The sequence below is a fragment of the Chitinophaga sp. genome (assembly GCF_035538455.1).
Classification (GTDB): Bacteria; Bacteroidota; Bacteroidia; order Chitinophagales; family Chitinophagaceae; genus Chitinophaga.
In genome coordinates, this window is the sequence record NZ_DATLKJ010000016.1 from 24,761 (window position 1) to 42,005 (window position 17,245).

Here is a 17,245-nt window from a genome sequence, read left to right on the forward strand (position 1 = left end):
TAAGAAAATTATTGACACCTTGTTCCCTTTGTGTGATTTTTATCATATTCGGCTGCTCTGTTGAGAATAGCATTAGCTTCTGCTGGATGCGCTAAAGCAAATCCCTTCCATGCTAATGTTGTTTGTAAGCCACCCCATGCCAAGGCTTCCGCATCACTATAACTTAAATTGGGAAATACTTCTTGCAGTGCTTCACTCATATTGCTTAGGTAACTTGCACTCATGATCTCATGCTGAAATGCTTCTTCCCATTTCAGGGGGTCACTATCCCTGACTTTTTTTGCATCGAAAATACCATGAATCATCTCGTGCAGTGCTGCCGCAATAATTATCTCTTTTGAGGCATGAGAAAGTTGATCCGTATTAAAAACAATGTCAATAAAATAATTACTTTCAGGATGTTCCTTTGCCTCAAATTGGCTTCCATAGGCTCCTTGATCAAAGACAATTGAAAATTCACCAGCACCGCCGAATATCTGATTAAAGGTATTGGTTATTGTATTTTTAAGATTTTTACTTGTAATTTCATTTATTGCCCAAATGAAACAAGGATCAAGCAGTGTGGTGGTTTTCCCAATAGTGTCAACTACATAGTTGCCACCTCCACCATCACCAAGAGCTCCGTTGCCAGCTCCTCCAGCTCCTCCTGTTCGAGGATTATTAGGCTCGGATGGCGCAGGAAGGGGCGGAACATCATCAGGTGAACAATAAACCTCCCAACTTGTCCAACCACTGTACCAATTTGCACTTGGACAACTTAGGCTTAAGGGAATGCCACATGTTATAGACCTGTTTGTACTTCCATCACCGCGTGTATACATAACCGTTTGGACTCCATTGCAATAGGCCACCCATGTGCAAGAGTTAAAGTATAAACAAGTTTCCGTCTGGGCGCCTTGCCTGTGTGTTGAAATACCGTTAACAAATTCCTGATAGGAGCCGGTATTCTCGCCTATTTTATTATAAAATATGTTCCCGTTGAATGCTCGTCTCTGATCAATATTCTTTCCGTTTTTTATTGTACTCGCTAAATAAAACTTAAAGCCATTACTAACCTTTTCGGCAACGAGGTATTTATTTTCATTAATAATCAAATTATTACTTACAATATTTCTACCACCAGCAACCACGGGTACACATGGAATATAGTATATCTGAGGTCCATTGGTTTGGGGCAACGAATATTGATTCCACTGTGGACGCCAAACTATGTATAGGGAGTCGTTTACTTTGTGTTTTATCATTTGGAAATTTTCCTGGCTATAGTATGCCTTTACGACCTCGTTTAAATTCTGAGCTGAGAGAGGATTTTCTTCTGTCGTATTGTTTTTTTGACAACTAACAAGAAAGACGGCACACAAGATTAGTGCATTCTGAATAATACTTTTAATAGAAGTCTTCATAAAAATTGTGTTTTTGGGTTATTAACGGAGTAATAATTGTATCATGACATTTTAAAGCTCTGTATAAAGGGTAATAATTCTGTTTTGATTGATAGTTATGGGTTCTTAATTTGAAATACCTATGGCTATTTCATTGTGTAAATGATAACTATAACTAAAGGCTGATAATCTCGATATTTGCTAGCCCAAGGTATATATTAAAAATTACAAATGCAATGAGGTCGAACAATTTTTTCAATTTAGTAATGTACCTATTTGTGTCGGGTCATCTCATTAACTAGGTCGTTTTCATTTACTCCCTCAGCGGCTTTTAACTGCCTGCAAATCTTCACAAATCGCTTGGTAGGCTTGCCTTTATAAAATCTTCTAAAATGTCGGGAGTGTAGTTCGGAATAAAGATCGTCACTTTTGAAATATGGCCCATAAATCTTTTCAAGATACCGGTAGTATTTTGACTGTATCTGTTTATCATAATACCCATTGATTGCCTCTCTGTGCTGAAAGTGCCCACCAATGAAATATAGTTTCCGGCAACGTTTATTTGTGAAGGGGCAGTGAAAGAACCATATCCGGCCTTTCCCCAAATTAGAGGGAGCCGGTATCAGGAATACTTTGTAACGTTTACTTTGCTCCTGCCAGTTATAGGAAAGCTCCAGATAAGGCCTGTCGGATTGCATATTGACGGCAATATTTATCTGGCTGGTAATTTCGCCGTTCCGGCTCCACGTGATCGTGCCTGATTGCCAGCTTCCCGGCTTTAGGTAGCCCCATTTTCGTAGGTCGGAGATTGACACTGATTTTCTTTGTTCGAATGTAGTTGGGTAAGTCCCTATTTTAGCCATAGTATTTGGTTTTACGGAAACCGAAATTGTTAAGGAATGTTAAGGTTAAATCTTCATTTTTGCCGCACTTTTGCCGTAGAATTTCCTCGAAATAGTGTCATATAATGTCACATCTTATTCCTGAAATACGTCAGGCACTGACTACCGTTAAGTAATCCGATAGTGAGACTATAATTATAGAATTGGGCAATATCTCTACTAAGTGAATCATCTATATTAACCGGCTCTCCCGAATCATTAAATAAAACATCACAATGACTGTTGTCAGATAGAGCTATGCAGGCGAACTGATAATGATTATACCTTTCTCCTAAACAGGAAATAGAAACAATACCTTTTATCTCAAATGTATTATTGTTAATAACAAGCTGGGGGCCTGTTGCTTGATTGCTTGCATCATCACAATTGTTATGATATGCTTTGAATGGGTATCTGGTGAGATAATCCCGGAGATCAAGGCCAGAAACCCTTTCCTCGTTGGTGGCATGTTCCTCCAATATATCAGAAACAGTTATGGACGCAATACCGGCTATTTCTTTCGCTTTACGGCTCCATGATTTGCAGGCTTTCCCGTCGTTTGACAGGTCAGGGAATAAGCATACATGCCGGCCCTCCAATGCCTTGCATCTCTCTGCTGTAAGGTAAGACAGACTACCCGTTGCCAACCAAAGGAAATCAGGTAAATAAACACTGGCAACAATGGCTGTCGCCGGGGCCTCTACTATTGCTACCGGCTTTGTCGGTTCCTGTCTTAGAAGATGTTCGCCAAATAAGCAACAGGCATAATTTCCACCTTGTTTAAGATAAGATGAAAGCCAATCTGGCGGTTCAGTTCCCTGACGATCACAGGTATATTTTAAAATATTGTGTAACCAGGTTGTACAGCTGCGTTTATCTCCTTCCGCTGTATAGTACTTAGCGGTATGGCCGGTATTATCAAATAGTTTTACCTGTGCTGCCCGGACTTTGCCGGTAATGTCAATAAACCAGAATATCGTAGCTCCCGGCCAGCGACTGTTGGAGCTGCCTAAATGATAATGTTTGATAAGGTTTTGAGTGATTTCAACTCCGAAAAGCCGGATGAGATATTGAACAAATTTGTTTCCTTCATATGCTTTCCTGCTCTGTTTCAGTACACTAAAGGGAATATAAGCGGGTGTTATTATTGGTGAACGCTTGGGTTGTGTGCCATACAGGTCTTTACTGGCGGTTGTTTCACCCTCCCTATCCTGTGCCAGTGTGCCATCAACATATTTGAAATAGCTGCATTTAACCTCCCTGTCGCATCGCCCATAAGCTGCCGGTAAGTATTCTCCGGTATGGGTATCAATAAAGCGAACAAACGTTTTTTTGCCACATGAGGGGCAGTAATGCTTTTTACTGCCCGGTTCCAACACAAATCTATATTCACGCATAAAACTATCCGGTATAGCATTTCCTTCATGTAGGATATGAAGGAAATGCAGGTTCTGGTAAAACATTTATTTTTCGATGTAAACAAACATTCCTTTTGATCTCCGCTCCGATTCATAACCATGTTGTCGCAGCCTGTCGCTGAAAGTCTTTAGGGAGCAAGCGCGGTAACCATTGTCAGCACAGTAGATGCGATACTCAACAAACAGCTCTTTCAGTGCCTTACTGTCTGCTGTAGACGGCCTGTAATCTTCATCCTCAATAAACATGAATATGCTGTCCGACTGCCTTCTGTATTGCTCCACCTGAAGGCGGGCCGCTTCACAATCTGAAAACCTCTTTTGTTTAAGTAGTCGGTGTAATCCCCCCAGTATCCAGTTGAACACACCGGATAGCTCATTAGCTAAGATCTTTTTAGATAGCTCTTTGTCCTGCTCTGCTTCAGGGATTGTCACATCAAAGGGAATGATCAGGAAGCGCCGAAAATAGGCGTTTGTATGCTCTACATCTTTGGGCAGTTCATTACAATTGAACATCAGCTTGGCATAATGGCTCATGTTGAATGCCTCGCCGTATGGTTGTCGGGCCTCTACCGGCTCACCGCTGGCAAGCTGCTTAAAGATGGCAGCTTCCAGATTACCGTTGATTTCGCTGGCATAGTTCACCAGCTTATTAGCCAGCTTGGCGCGATAATAACCGGTTGTATCGGTAAGGCTCTGTAGAGAGTAGCTACAAACATTCTCCGGGCCTAATAAGGCGTTCACGATCTCAAAGAATACGGATTTCCCATTAGCACCGGAGCCATACAATAACAGCGATTTTTCCAGCTTCAGCGTGCCAGGATGAATGAACACATAGCCCATGTATTCGGCCAGTACATTTTGCCGTTGCTGATCAGGCAATACTTTGTTCAGGTACTTCCGGAATAACGGAGCCTGTGCTTCTCTATCATAGGCAAACGGCAGCTGATAAGTAATGAAGTCATCCCGGCTGAAGGTGCGTAGCTGTGTGCCTTCCGGCCCGATCTCAAAAGTGCCATTCTGTAGGTTGATAAATACTGTATTGGGTGGTTGCGGCGGTGTAGGCAGATTGGCGAGAGCAAAGAACTGTTTGAATAAATGATCCCGGAAGGCATAAAAGCGGCTTTTGAACTTGTCAATGTTCATCCGTTCCGCAGCTGCACCTAAGAATGATCTTAGCTCGTCACTGCTCAATTCACTCCAGAATGCGCCATTGTACAGGTAAACGAAATCATACTTCCGGCAGATACCCCAATTGTTAGCCTTTGCCAGTCTCAATACTTCCTCAATACAGATGATGAGGTACTGAGGAAGCCGGATCTTATGTTTTTCTATCTGGCCGGCTATGGATTTCGTTTTCTCCCGTAATGCCGGATCATCTTTAAATGAGCCGTCTTCGTTAATGAGCTTGGATTCAGCCTCTTTTAATTCAGCCCGGAGTGTTGCTGTCTGTGGGTATGCGATCAACAGGAAGTCTACCGGGCCTATTTTTTCTAACAGGTTACTGAGTATCTCTGCATGCGGTAGTGGCAGACTTGCTTTTATCAGCTCCTTAGCATGTTTCTGTATGGCCTCTACCGTTAGTGTGCCAGATTCTTCAAAAAAGCGATCTTGCCCTGTGAAATCAGGTTTTATCAGGAGGGTATTGTTATTGTCCTGCATAACCACCTCCTTTCTTTTTTACTGACTGTATCTGTTTCAGCGATTGCTCCAGCTCCGAACGCTTATAGCGGACCCGTGTGCCGATCCGGTAGCCTGTAATCTTACCGGATTTCGTGAAGTCCAATAGGGTAGGGAGAGAGATACCTAAAATCTTTGCGGCTTCTTTACGGGTTAGTAACTCGTTGCCGGTAGGCTGCGGATTAACCGGGTTGAGATGCTTTGTAAGTTCATTGTTCACTGCCTCCGCAATCATTCCTTTGAGTTCCTCAACAGGGATTGCTGATAATAACACATTTTCCATTTGCTTAACTAAATTTGTTTTAGCAAATTTCCTCTTACTTAATCAGGCTTACTTTCTGAATGGTTTCTTATTACTTTCGAAAGCCTATTTTAGGTGTTCAATTTTGGGCAACGACAACTTCAACCGGTTTTCAGCACATAAAGAATTAGTGCGGTCACTAAGCTCTTTGGCTAAAGTTGCCTTTGTGGTTTCAAGCTCAAAGAGCTGTAGATATATAGCAGCATCTTTGGAATATGAAGATGTTGGGCGCTCCAAATACCCTTTAGCTATAAGCTCATCGAGAATACAACCGAGAACGGCAGCGCTGCCGTTCCATTTAAGTTTAGTAATGGCCAATTGCCTGTGTTCTGATTGTGATAACTGCTGATCCTGTAATTCAATAAGTTTATCATTAAATTCTTTACAGAGAGCGGCGGCGGTTGCCAGACTTTTCAACTTCTTTAAACATCGTTCTGTATGTAATTTAAAGTCAACAGCACAGTAGGAATAATAATAAGGTCGGATAAAGTAATATAGATTGGTCTTTACAAGTTCCCTTTTTTCAGATAAAAAATAGTCTTTACCTGTTAAAATATCTTCAATGATAGTTTGTTGAAATATCCCTTTATTCCTGGAATACAAATGACCTTTGCAATCCTGAATTTTTTCGTTTATTCTAGTGATCTGAAACGATAGTCTCTGACGTTCGATTAGATTGAAAACCTTTTCAGCTTGCTTATTGACAGCCTCCATGTTGGGTAATTCAGACAGTTTAATTTCTAAATTCAACGTGCTGAAATATGCATCAAATAATCGTTCAAACACGCCAATATTCTTTTTGGGGATGTTGAATATTGGTTCATTCTCGTGAGGATCTCTAAATTGTCTAAACTCTCCAAAATGCATATTAAATATTATTTTAAGGGTTAACATTCAACAAGACAAATAAAATTGTCACTGTGAAATTACTAAATTTTTTAGTAATTCTAAGCCGGGTTTTATCTTATTTAATTGATTTTGTTCAGCTTGTCTTGTTTCCCAGTGCTGCTTTAACAACTTCGCATGTTCAGCAGGTGTGAGCTTGATATATCGTAGAAACGCTTTCTCTGTCTTATGGCCGGTAATAGCCATGATCGTAACTACCGGGGTTCCGGCAAGGTACTCATTGGTAGCAAAGCTCCGGCGTGCTGTATGCGTGCTAATAAGTGTGAATTTAGGTTGTGTCTCGGTTTTCCTTTCACCGCCTTTAGTGTAAGAGATCGTTATTGATACATGCAACTCTTTTACTTTCTTCCCTATATCCTTCAGATAATCGTTCATCTTCTGATTGCTAATCACTCTTGGCAGTTCCTCGTTATATTTATTCAGTATGCCCTGAATAACCGGGTGTACCGGTATAACTACTTTCCCTGTGGTCTTCGTTTGTCGGATTTCAATATAGCCGCCTTTTATATGTTCAGGGCTTAATATAGAGTAATCAGAATACCTTAAACCAGTATAACAGCCGATCAAAAATAAATCCCTTGTCCTGTCAAGCTTCAGATCATTGGAAAGGTCCAGTTGTTCGATCAGCTTCAGCTCCTGCTCATTCAGATAAATGCTGTCAGTTTCCTCTTGTGGCTTGAAAAAATAGTCGGTTTCAAAATCATTACATACAGGAATACCCCGGCTCTTGGCTTCAGCCATTATTGTAATGATTCGTTTGATATGATCTCCGATAGTATTAATTCCCAGCTTTACCGTAGAGGTAAGATAAGAAACATAATCACTATGAAATTTTACATCGATATTGTCGAAATCAATTTTCCGTTTATAGGTGGCCTGAAAATCTTTAAGATGATTCAATGTTGTCACGTACCCTTTATTGGTATTAGGAGATGTTCTCCGCTTTGTTTTGGGGCTTATACGCTCACCTTTCTCTGACCTGTTATTAAAATCCTCAAAGTATGAAAAGAACGTTTCGGCTTTCTTTATCTCTTTCCGTCCCAGTGCAGTATCCAGCAAATCTCTAAATACGGGAGGGGAGGGCGGAGTGTTATCATTATCATTCATGAATTTCCGGCGGGTATTCTTGATAATCTTCTCTATGTTGTCAAGCCTATCATTAAACTCGGAAAATTCCGGGAAATCCTTTGATTTAACGGTGCGGTGTGTTTTGGGATTCCAGTATGCCGGATTGATTTTTTCAGGTAAGTAATATTTAAATCTCCCGTGTTCGTATGTAATACGGGCAAAGATGCCTGTGGGTGTGGTGGCCTCTGGTCTTTTGAGATACAATTTAATTTCCATGGGGTAGGACTTTAACGGTTAACAAATCATTTTTCTGTGTACCCCAAGTGTTGCTTTGGGGTATACGCTGGGGTACACGATGGGTTAATTCCTCTTTACTTCCCTTTCTCCCTCTTTCTTCTGAAACCCACGTCAGTAAATGAAAAACGCCCAATTCCAGTGAAGCTGAAATTGGGCGAATAAACGTTTTCGTAGCCCGGACAAGAATCGAACTTGTATCTAAAGTTTAGGAAACTTCTATTCTATCCATTGAACTACCGGGCCGGTAGTCCGATTACCCTTCCGGGGTGATCGGGGTTGCAAAAGTAAGGGTTTTAAATTAATATTTAAAGACTTTCTATATCAACTTTTCCGGAAGCCGGAGCATAAATACTGTCGATTTCCTGCTTGTACTTTTCCAGCACCACCTTGCGCTTCACCTTCAGTGTGGGGGTAAGTTCGCCGCCGTCTACAGTCCATTCTTTTGGGAGTAATACAAATTTCTTGATTTGCTCCACGTGGTTAAAGAACTGGTTGTATTTATCCATAGCTTGTTTGAAGAGGTCCACTATTTCCGGGTTCCGGATCATTTCCTCATTGGTGGTGTAGGGGATGCTACGTTTCTGGCACCAGCTGGTCAGATTGCTGAAGGAGGGTACGATGAGGGCTGCAGCAAATTTGCGGTCTTCACCTACTACCATGATCTGCTCAATGAAGGGTGATTCCTTGAACTTATTTTCGATAGGCTGTGGCGCTACGAATTTACCGCCGGAGGTTTTGAACAGCTCTTTTTTGCGGTCGGTGATCTTCAGGAATTTATTGTCTATGAGGATGCCTACGTCGCCAGTATGAAACCATCCATCAGTGATAGCTTCGGTGGTAAGGTCCGGACGTTTGTAGTAGCCCATGGTCACGTTGGGTCCTTTGCAGAGGATTTCACCGTCTTCGGCTATTTTCACCTGTACATTGCTGATAACAGGACCAACAGTACCGAACATACGGTCTTCCACTTCATAGCGGTTTACGCTGATTACGGGGGAGGTTTCGGTGAGGCCGTAACCTTCCACGATGGGGATGCCGGCAGAGGTGAAGATGCGGAGCAGGCGCACCTGGCAGGCCGCAGCACCATTGACGATGGCCTGTATGTTACCGCCGAGGGCTGCTCTCCATTTGCTGAATATCAGTTTGTTAGCCAGTTTCAGCTGAATGTTGTACCAGAAGCCCATATCATGGTTTATCTCGTATTTCTTGCCGAGGTTCACTGCCCAGAAGAAAAGCACCCGTTTGATACCTTTCAGTTCAAGACCTGTTGACATGATCTTTTCGTATACTTTTTCCAGCAGCCGCGGTACGGTGGTGAAGATGGTGGGCTTCACTTCCTTGAGATTGGCGGCGATGGTATCCGTGCTTTCAGCATAATAGATGGGCACGCCGGCGGTCATGAACAGGTAAGTGACCATGCGCTCAAAGATGTGATTCAGTGGCAGGAAACTCAACGCCCTGGCGTCCTTGTTTACGGGCAGGCAGGGTGTGCATGCCTGTACGTTGCTCATGATGTTGTTATGGGTGAGCATCACACCTTTGGGAGTGCCGGTGGTACCTGATGTGTACAGGATGGTAGCCAGTTCTTCAGGGGAAATGTTTTTGCGGATGGCGTCGATCTTTGGAAAGTCTTCTTCACGGGCCAGTTCTATCACTTCTTTCCAGTGGCGTGCTCCTTCCACTTTATCGAATGTGAATATCTCTCTGATGGATGGCAGTTTGTCGCGCATCTCCATTACTTTATCAAACAGTTCTTTATTGCCAACAAACAGCATACAAGCTTCTGCATTGTTTAATACAAATTCAAGCTCGGGCAAACTAATAGTAGGGTAGATGGGTGTTAACACGGCCCCCAGCTGCTGACAGGCGATATCGGTAATAATCCATTCCGGCCGGTTGGGGGAGATGATGGCGATTTTATCTTTCGTTTCGTGATCAGTGATGCCGGTTTTTACACCCAGTTGCATTAATCCGGAACTGAGCCTTAGTGTCAGATCCGCTACTTCCTGGGTGCTGTACTTGCGCCATTGACCGTTCTCTTTGGCCGCAAGCATGTCTGCTTTTGGATATTTTTCGAGTTGGTAGGGAATTACATCAAATAATCGCTGCGGTTGCTCCATTATGCTGTATATTTTGTTTTGGCTTTAAATGTGCGTGTCTCGTTGCTCTCTTAGTTTCTCATATTCTTTCAGTGTATCACCGTATGCGTCTCTGTGGAAGGCATTAAAATACTGGAATGCCAGCGCAATACCCCAACCCAGCGCAGGCCATACAGGCCACGGTACGCCGGAAGAAAAGTCCCGGTCTGTAAGGAACCATACCACCCATAAACCTGCATTTATGATGAGGTAAATGATAAGATGGGATTTGAATCCGGCCCTGGCTTTTGCAATACGCCAGAGACGCTCGTCCCTTTCGTGAGTCGTTTCCATGATAATCAGTTTTTACATAATAGAGGTTATACCCAATTTAAAGTTTTTTATTGGCTTCAGCCATAAAAAAACTTTAACAGGATATCAACGTGTGGCGGTAATATGCAGGGAGATATTTACCAGTGAATTAATCAGTTTGTCCTGCAGGGATTTATCAGCGCGATAGTTGATGCCCCATAACGTGCGGTCTATATTGAAGCTGGCTATTGCCGTTACTTTATGGGGATCTATGGTGATTTTTGCGGGGAAGGAAATGTTTTTGGTAACACCTTTGATGGAGAGATTGCCCAATATGGTATGAGTGGCATCTTTCAGTTCCACATCCTCACCTACGGAGGGGCGGAAAGGCTTTACACTGGTTATTTCGAAGGTGGCGGAAGGGAATTGGTTCACATCAAAGAAGAGACTGCCTTTCAATTCATTCTCCAGCTTATGTTGCATGGAGGTATCAGCAGCAAGGTCTATGTTACGCAGGCTATGCATATTGATGGTCAGCTGTCCTCCGGTGATGGTGGTGTCATCTTTTACGTAGATGGCTCCTCCGGCGAGTTTAAGCGTCCCATGATGTTTGCCGGTAGGCTTGGTGCCTACCCATTCAACCACACTGGTGGCGGTATCTGCGAGGTATGCGTTACCTGTGCCCACCTGTACAGTCTGGGCTTCAGTGACCTTCGCCTTATCTGCCTTCGGCGCCTGTTCGCAGGCTACCGTCGTGCAGATGACTACTGTCAGTGCGCTTATAATTTTTCTCATGCTCATAACTCCCCGCTTTTTATGCTGTAACAGCGCCGCCAGCATACTGATGGCGCTGTTACAAAGGTACTATTCTGCCAGTTCTCTGTTGCCTACCCAAACAAATCGTTTCACAATAAATTCCTGGTTGGTAAAGCTGGCATTACCTGCCGGATTTCCTCCCGTAACATGGAAATCGGAGAAGGCGGCATGCTGGTTTACCCAAATGAAGCCCGTGAGATTAAAGGAAACAGGTGTGAAAACGCTGTTCATCTCATCTGTTATCATCTCCTTTATTTCAGGATGTATGGTGTAGGCCGCACAAGTGATGGCACCATGTTTCTGCGCCATTTGTTTAGCCAGCTGTATGCTGTGCTGGGTATCTTTTGTTTTGATGATCAGCACAATGGGGCCAAATAATTCCTGTTCGTAGATGTTATTGTCGGCACTGCTCACTTCCAGCACAGTAGGTGCCCATACACGGGCATGGCTGAATTCTTCATTGATAACGGCCGTTCCTGGCAGTATCACCTTGCCGCCCAGCTGCAGCGCATCTTTGGCTCTTGTCAGTGTGTTTTCATTCTGCACGGCGCCCAGGGTACCTGCTCCCATTTTAGGATTGTTCACCAACGCTACAATAGCATCTTTAAATTTGGTCACTACATCGTTGAACGGGATATTACCATCAGGTGTAGTCAACCCGCTTTCAGGAATGAAAAAGTTCTGTGGCGCGGTGCACATCTGACCAGAGTACAGGCTCACGGAGAAGGCGAGGTTCTGTATTACGGCGTCAATATCCTTTACGCTGTCCAGTATTACGGAGTTTACGCCCGCTTTTTCTGTGAATACAGTTTTGCCGGGAAGTGACTCTACGTAGTTACCGAATGTGCTGCCGCCGGTATAATCGATCAGCCTTACATCAGGATGCTCAGAAAGCTTTTTGGTGATCAGCTTCTCTGAGCTGTCGGCTGCAAGCTGGCAGATATGCGGATCGTAGCCGTTTTCCTGCAATACATGCTGTATAGCGCTTACCACAATGGCAATAGGCAGTATGGCTTTCGGATGCGGTTTTACAATAACCGGGTTGCCGGTGATCAGGTCTGCATATATGCCTGGGAGCGTGTTCCATACCGGGAAGGTGGAGCAACCTATTACCAGGCCTACGCCCTTGGGAATAGCCTTGAAGTTCTTCTCCAGCTTGATGCTGAATTTGCCCATCGGCTTTTCCCAGAGCAGCTGTGAAGGATACCGTTGCAGCTCATGATAGCCTGTGGCAATAGCTTCAAGGGCGCGGTCGTTGGCATGTGGGCCCGATGCCTGGAAGCTCATCATGAAGCTCTGCCCCGTAGTATGCATGGTAGCATTGGCAATATCAAAAAAATAATCTTTAACCCGTTCAAGTGTTTCTGTTAGCACGGCGGCTCTTTCCTTTACAGGCGTCTTGCCCCAGGATTTGCCGGCTGCTACGGCCTGTGTTACCAGATCATTTACAGGAAATACAGGGTAAGTTACACCGAGCACTTCCTGGGTGTAGGGCGATACTTCCTCGCCTACCCAGCCGGTTTCACCGGTCTGCAGCAATTGTTTGAATGGTTTGTTGAGCAGCTGCTGATAGCTCTGGACACCTTTTGCGTGGGCTTCATCTCCGTATGCTTTGGGGTGCTCCGGATAGTGCGAAAAGAAAGTTCTTTCGTGGTTGGCTTTTACTGCGCCTTCGATAGTGTTTTGGTGTTTAGTAACAAGCATATGCAGAGTTTGAGATTGACACGTGGAAAATGTAATACAGGTCAGCAGAGGATCTGTATTACATGGTTACTTACTAATATCCTGAATTGATCAATGTAAACTTCCCGTCGTTATAATACTCGTCTGGTCTCGGTTTCAGCGGATTGTTCCGCTGGAATTGCTGGAAAGCGTCATATTCCTGTTTGTGCAGTGCTATCCAGGATTTGTATCCGGCCTGACTTGAAGCCGGTCCGAAGAGCCATTGGTTATATGATTCAAACATACCCTCGCGCAACATTCTTCGCTGAAAATCAAACAGGGCATATGGGAATTTCATCGCGTAAAAATTATACCAGTCAAGAATGAAACGGGTACGGGCCATAACCAGCGCATCAGGATCAACGCCGCCGGTAACAACGCTCAGCTGCTTGCCAAGGCATTGTTTGTAGGCCTGCACAAATTCGCTGTTCTCTCCTTTGCCTTTCCTGCTCTTCTTACCGCTTTCTTCAGGCACCATGCTGTCGAAGAGGGTTGGATCGTTGAACAGCTTTTTATATGCTTCCAGCACAATATTCCTTACTTCGGCAGTACGGGTGGTAAAGCTCTCCATGTTCATGAAGGTCTCGCCATATAATATACACCATATCGGGTTGTTGCTGTAACTGTATGTTTTGGTAGCATTGTAATAATTGCCTGGGAATCCGGGGTCATTTTCAATGCCCCGCAGATAACTCAGTAACGCGCCATCAAACATTTTGAAATTCATCAGCAGGTTGCCGTTGTCGTTATACAGTTCACCGCTGTTGGGGAATTTCTTCAGCGCTTTTTCATACATGCGCTGTGCAGTTTTCCATTCATCACGTCCCTGGTAAATATTACCGGCGATCTGGTATACCTGCACATCCGCTTCTTTGCGGCCCAGTAAAGGTTCTATGATGCTTTTGGCTTTAATGAGGTCTCCTTTGAGATAAAAGGTGAAACCCAGCTGCTTCCTGTATTCAAAGTTGTCCGGGTCCAGCTGCAACGCCTGGTTCAATACCAGCACTGCATTGGAGTAATCTCCACTGCGCATGAAGTTGGTAGCTGTATTGTAAAGATCTTTCGCATCCTGTGCTACTAGTGTCTGTGAAAACAAAACCCCGGTAACAAAAACTAATTTCAATAAAGATGACCTCATATGCATTCCTGAATCTGTCGTTTCTTGTAAAAGTAAGGAAAATGGGGTAATGTGCCACTGTTCAATCATCAGCAGTATCAGGTAGAATAAGGTATTTTTTTATATTATGTTATTAGTGAATTTGTGTGCGGGTGAAGAGCGGGATGGAGATAACGGGAGATATTGACTGGGGCGGATTTCGGGAGATGGCTCTCCTTCCGTTGCTGACGGAAGGAGAGCTAATTATATAAGATTAAATTACATGTGTGATAAGGCCGTCACGCAGTTTGGGTTCAAACCAGGTGCTCTTCGGCGGCATTACATTGCCACTGTCGGCGATGTCGAACAATTGCTGTATGGTCACGGGATAAAGTGCAAAGGCCACTTTCATTTCACCACTGTCTACGCGTTTCACCAGCTCCTGCAGGCCACGGATGCCGCCTACAAAGTCAATGCGTTTGTCGGTGCGTTGGTCTTTGATACCAAGGTGTTTGTCCAGCACATTATTGGAGAGGATTGTTACATCCAGGATACCAATAGGATCTGTGGTGTAAGTGCCTTCTTTGGCTACCAGGCGATACCAGGAGCCCTCGAGGTACATGCTGAATTCGTGGAGCATGGAGGGCTGCTGCAGCTGATGACCGATTTCCTCAACGGTAAAGTCATAGTCCAGTCTGGATAACAACTCCGCTTTGCTCAGGCCATTGAGGTCTTTTACCAGTCGGTTGTAATCCAGTATGGCCAGCTGGCTTGCGGGGAAGATGGTAGTGAGGAAATAGTTTACAGGATCTTCTACAGCGCCGATCTTGCCATTTTCTTTAAACTCTTTCTGAACAAGGCTTGCAGAGGCGGCACGGTGATGTCCGTCTGCAATGTAGGTGCAAGGCACTTTTTCAGCGAACAGGGTGGTGATTTCCTGTACCGCTGCAGGTGTATTAACTACCCAGATAGTATGTTGGATGCCGTCTTCGGCGGTAAAGTCGTATGTTGGTTTGTGGGCTGACTGCCAGTGGTCGATCAACGCATTTACTTCAGGCACGTCATTGTAAGCCAGGAACACATTACCAGTTTGTGCTTTCGTGGTTTTAATGTGATTGATGCGATCCAGCTCTTTGTCCGGGCGCGTAAATTCGTGCTTCTTGATGATGCCGTTATTGTAGTCTTCTACAGATGAACCGCATACCAGGCCGGTTTGTGAGCGGCCGTTCATCACCAGCTTATAGATGTAGTAGGAAGGCTGGTCGTCCTGGAACAGAACGCCGTCTTTTACAAATTGCTGCAGGTTGGCGGCAGCTGTATCATATACCTGTTGACTGTGGATATCGGTGTCTTCCGGCAGATCGATTTCAGATTTGGATACATGATAATACGAGTGGGGGTTACCGGATGCCGCTGTTTTTGCTTCAGCGGAGCTTAAAACGTCGTAAGGCCGTGATGCTACCTGAGCAGCGAGTTCTTCTTTAGGCCTTAATCCTTTGAAAGGTCTGATGATTGCCATTGGTTAAGTAATGTGGGTGAGGGGTAAAAATAAGTATTTGTTTATTTGCTTATCCTGCATTTTTACTTCGTAAGAAAAACTTCATGAACAAAAAATGCAGAGACAGGCAAATAAACAAATACCCGGATATTTTTATTATGCTTTCTTCAGGGAGAAATATTTCATGGCTTCCACCATTACTTCTACGCTCTCAAGAGGCAGGGCGTTGTACATAGACACACGGAAGCCTCCGGATAAGCGGTGGCCTTTGATGCCTACGATATCTTCCTTTTTGCAGAATTTCAGGAATTCTTCTTCCATTTCAGGCTTATCCATGATGAAGCATGCATTCATCTTGCTGCGGTCTTCCTTCACAACAGTACCACGGAACAGTGGATTGTGATCTATCTCATCATACAGCAGGGCAGCTTTCTTGTCATTGATCTTCTCAATGGCAGCTACGCCTCCCTGTTCTTTCAGCCAGCGGAGAGTGAGCATGGAGATATATACTGCAAATACGGGAGGGGTATTGAGCATGGAGCCATTCTCAATATGATTCTTGTAATCGAGAATCGACGGTATTTTACGGCTTACCTTACCCAGTATACTCTTGCGGACAGCTACCAGCGTAGCACCTGCTGCGCCCATATTTTTCTGCACTCCTGCGTAAATCAGCGAGTACTTGTTAAAATCCATGGTACGGCTCAGGATATCACTGCTCATATCTGCCACCAGCGGTACATCTGTAACAGGGGTCATATGCCACTGTGTACCGTAGATAGTATTGTTGGTGGTTATATGCAGGTAACTGGCCTGCGGAGGAATGGTGAACTGTTTGGGGATATGATTGTAGTTACTTTCTTTGGAGCTGGCAACCACGTCTACAAAACCAAACAATTTAGCTTCTTTGATGGCCTTGTTGGACCATACGCCCGTATCTACATATGCTGCTGTTTCACTGTTCTCCAGCAGATTCATCGGCACCTGCATAAACTGTGTGGTGGCACCTCCATGTAAATACAAAACTTCAAAGTCATCATCAAGCTGCATCAATTCCCTCACCAGGCTGCGGGCCTCTTCCATTACCGCAATGAACGGTTCTGTTCTGTGACCTATTTCCAGTATAGACATCCCCGAACCTTCGAAATCGATCAGGGCCTTGCTGGCTTTGTACAATACCTCGTTAGGTAGTATAGAAGGACCAGCGTTAAAGTTATGCACCTTCATGTTGCGATCTAGATTAAATTCATTTTTTGATCTTTCCACTTTGTTTTGGTTTTTCTAAGGAAACGGAAAAAAACGGCACGGGTGTTTTAAAACCTGTAAGGCGCGTGGTGTAGGATAGGCTAAAAGATGGTACTGGCAAAGATAAAATTTCTTTTCTAATTATTAAGTATTGTCATAAATATTTTGAGCTGTTTACTCGTCTCTGCCCAGTATTCTCCCCTGTAACCATCGCTGCTGCAGCTGACGGAACTCCTGTAATGCGTTGTCAGAGGGCGTTGTATTAACCAACGATTGTAACGATGGTTGCCCTGCATTGACCCAGGCTGTATACCAGCAGGCCGCTACTGCTTCAATGGCATTCTTCATTCGTCTCTCTACCATATCACCCATAGCGGCGTGGTATGCCCTGGTATAGGCATCTGAATATGTTCTCACCAGCTTACCGTTGCGGTTTTCGTAAGCATAGCGCAAGGATGGCGGGGTGTGGCCGCTCAGCGCTTTTTCCGTTTTTAGTACCGTATCTGCCGCAAGACCACTGCCGGTAACGATGTGCCAGAAGTAACTGT

Annotated in this window: 14 protein-coding genes, 1 tRNA gene and 1 pseudogene; all 16 read right to left on the bottom strand. The window is 44.2% G+C overall.

Going from position 1 to position 17,245, the window contains the following annotated elements; all coding sequences use genetic code 11:
• Positions 1 to 8: 8 nt before the first annotated feature.
• A complete protein-coding gene (locus tag VM802_RS01425; protein ID WP_325527192.1) occupies positions 9 to 1,403 on the bottom strand; it encodes a hypothetical protein in 1,395 nt (464 codons plus the stop codon).
• A gap of 251 nt (positions 1,404 to 1,654) precedes the next feature.
• On the bottom strand, positions 1,655 to 2,245 hold the full coding sequence (locus VM802_RS01430) for a hypothetical protein (protein WP_325527194.1): 591 nt from the start codon (positions 2,243 to 2,245) through the stop codon (positions 1,655 to 1,657).
• A 107-nt stretch (positions 2,246 to 2,352) separates the two neighbouring features.
• Positions 2,353 to 3,660, bottom strand: coding sequence for a DUF6371 domain-containing protein (locus VM802_RS01435; protein ID WP_325527196.1), 1,308 nt, complete (start codon positions 3,658 to 3,660; stop codon positions 2,353 to 2,355).
• Positions 3,661 to 3,726: 66 nt separating this feature from the next.
• Positions 3,727 to 5,340 carry a DNA primase family protein gene (locus VM802_RS01440; protein ID WP_325527198.1) on the bottom strand — a complete coding sequence of 538 codons (1,614 nt, stop codon included), beginning with the start codon at positions 5,338 to 5,340 and terminating at the stop codon, positions 3,727 to 3,729.
• Positions 5,327 to 5,641: a helix-turn-helix domain-containing protein gene (locus tag VM802_RS01445; protein WP_325527200.1), complete on the bottom strand. Its 315-nt coding sequence runs from the start codon at positions 5,639 to 5,641 to the stop codon at positions 5,327 to 5,329. The genes VM802_RS01440 and VM802_RS01445 overlap by 14 nt, the downstream gene beginning before the upstream one ends.
• An 84-nt stretch (positions 5,642 to 5,725) precedes the next feature.
• Positions 5,726 to 6,526, bottom strand: a complete 801-nt coding sequence (locus tag VM802_RS01450) for a hypothetical protein (protein WP_325527202.1) — start codon at positions 6,524 to 6,526, stop codon at positions 5,726 to 5,728.
• Positions 6,527 to 6,574: 48 nt separating this feature from the next.
• Complete coding sequence (locus VM802_RS01455) at positions 6,575 to 7,909, bottom strand: site-specific integrase (RefSeq protein WP_325527204.1); 1,335 nt, start codon at positions 7,907 to 7,909, stop codon at positions 6,575 to 6,577.
• 192 nt (positions 7,910 to 8,101) lie between these two features.
• A tRNA-Arg gene (locus tag VM802_RS01460) sits at positions 8,102 to 8,173 on the bottom strand.
• Between the two features lie 62 nt (positions 8,174 to 8,235).
• Positions 8,236 to 10,050: an AMP-dependent synthetase/ligase gene (locus VM802_RS01465; RefSeq protein ID WP_325527206.1), complete on the bottom strand. Its 1,815-nt coding sequence runs from the start codon at positions 10,048 to 10,050 to the stop codon at positions 8,236 to 8,238.
• Between the two features lie 24 nt (positions 10,051 to 10,074).
• The gene (locus tag VM802_RS01470; RefSeq protein ID WP_325527208.1) at positions 10,075 to 10,362 is read right to left on the bottom strand and encodes a 2TM domain-containing protein; all 288 of its coding nucleotides are present in this window, start codon (positions 10,360 to 10,362) and stop codon (positions 10,075 to 10,077) included.
• A gap of 84 nt (positions 10,363 to 10,446) precedes the next feature.
• Entirely contained in the window at positions 10,447 to 11,115 is a 669-nt protein-coding gene (locus tag VM802_RS01475) for a YceI family protein (protein ID WP_325527210.1), read from the bottom strand.
• Between the two features lie 69 nt (positions 11,116 to 11,184).
• On the bottom strand, positions 11,185 to 12,840 hold the full coding sequence (gene paaN, locus VM802_RS01480; protein WP_325527212.1) for a phenylacetic acid degradation protein PaaN: 1,656 nt from the start codon (positions 12,838 to 12,840) through the stop codon (positions 11,185 to 11,187).
• Positions 12,841 to 12,913: 73 nt separating this feature from the next.
• Positions 12,914 to 13,981, bottom strand: coding sequence for a tetratricopeptide repeat protein (locus VM802_RS01485; RefSeq protein WP_325527214.1), 1,068 nt, complete (start codon positions 13,979 to 13,981; stop codon positions 12,914 to 12,916).
• Positions 13,982 to 14,228: 247 nt separating this feature from the next.
• A complete protein-coding gene (locus VM802_RS01490) occupies positions 14,229 to 15,473 on the bottom strand; it encodes a DUF1015 domain-containing protein (protein WP_325527216.1) in 1,245 nt (414 codons plus the stop codon).
• A gap of 135 nt (positions 15,474 to 15,608) precedes the next feature.
• Positions 15,609 to 16,679, bottom strand: coding sequence for a 3-phosphoserine/phosphohydroxythreonine transaminase (gene serC / locus VM802_RS01495; protein ID WP_325527218.1), 1,071 nt, complete (start codon positions 16,677 to 16,679; stop codon positions 15,609 to 15,611).
• Positions 16,680 to 16,871: 192 nt separating this feature from the next.
• Positions 16,872 to 17,245 (bottom strand): annotated as a pseudogene (locus VM802_RS01500) (zinc dependent phospholipase C family protein); the annotation flags it as partial.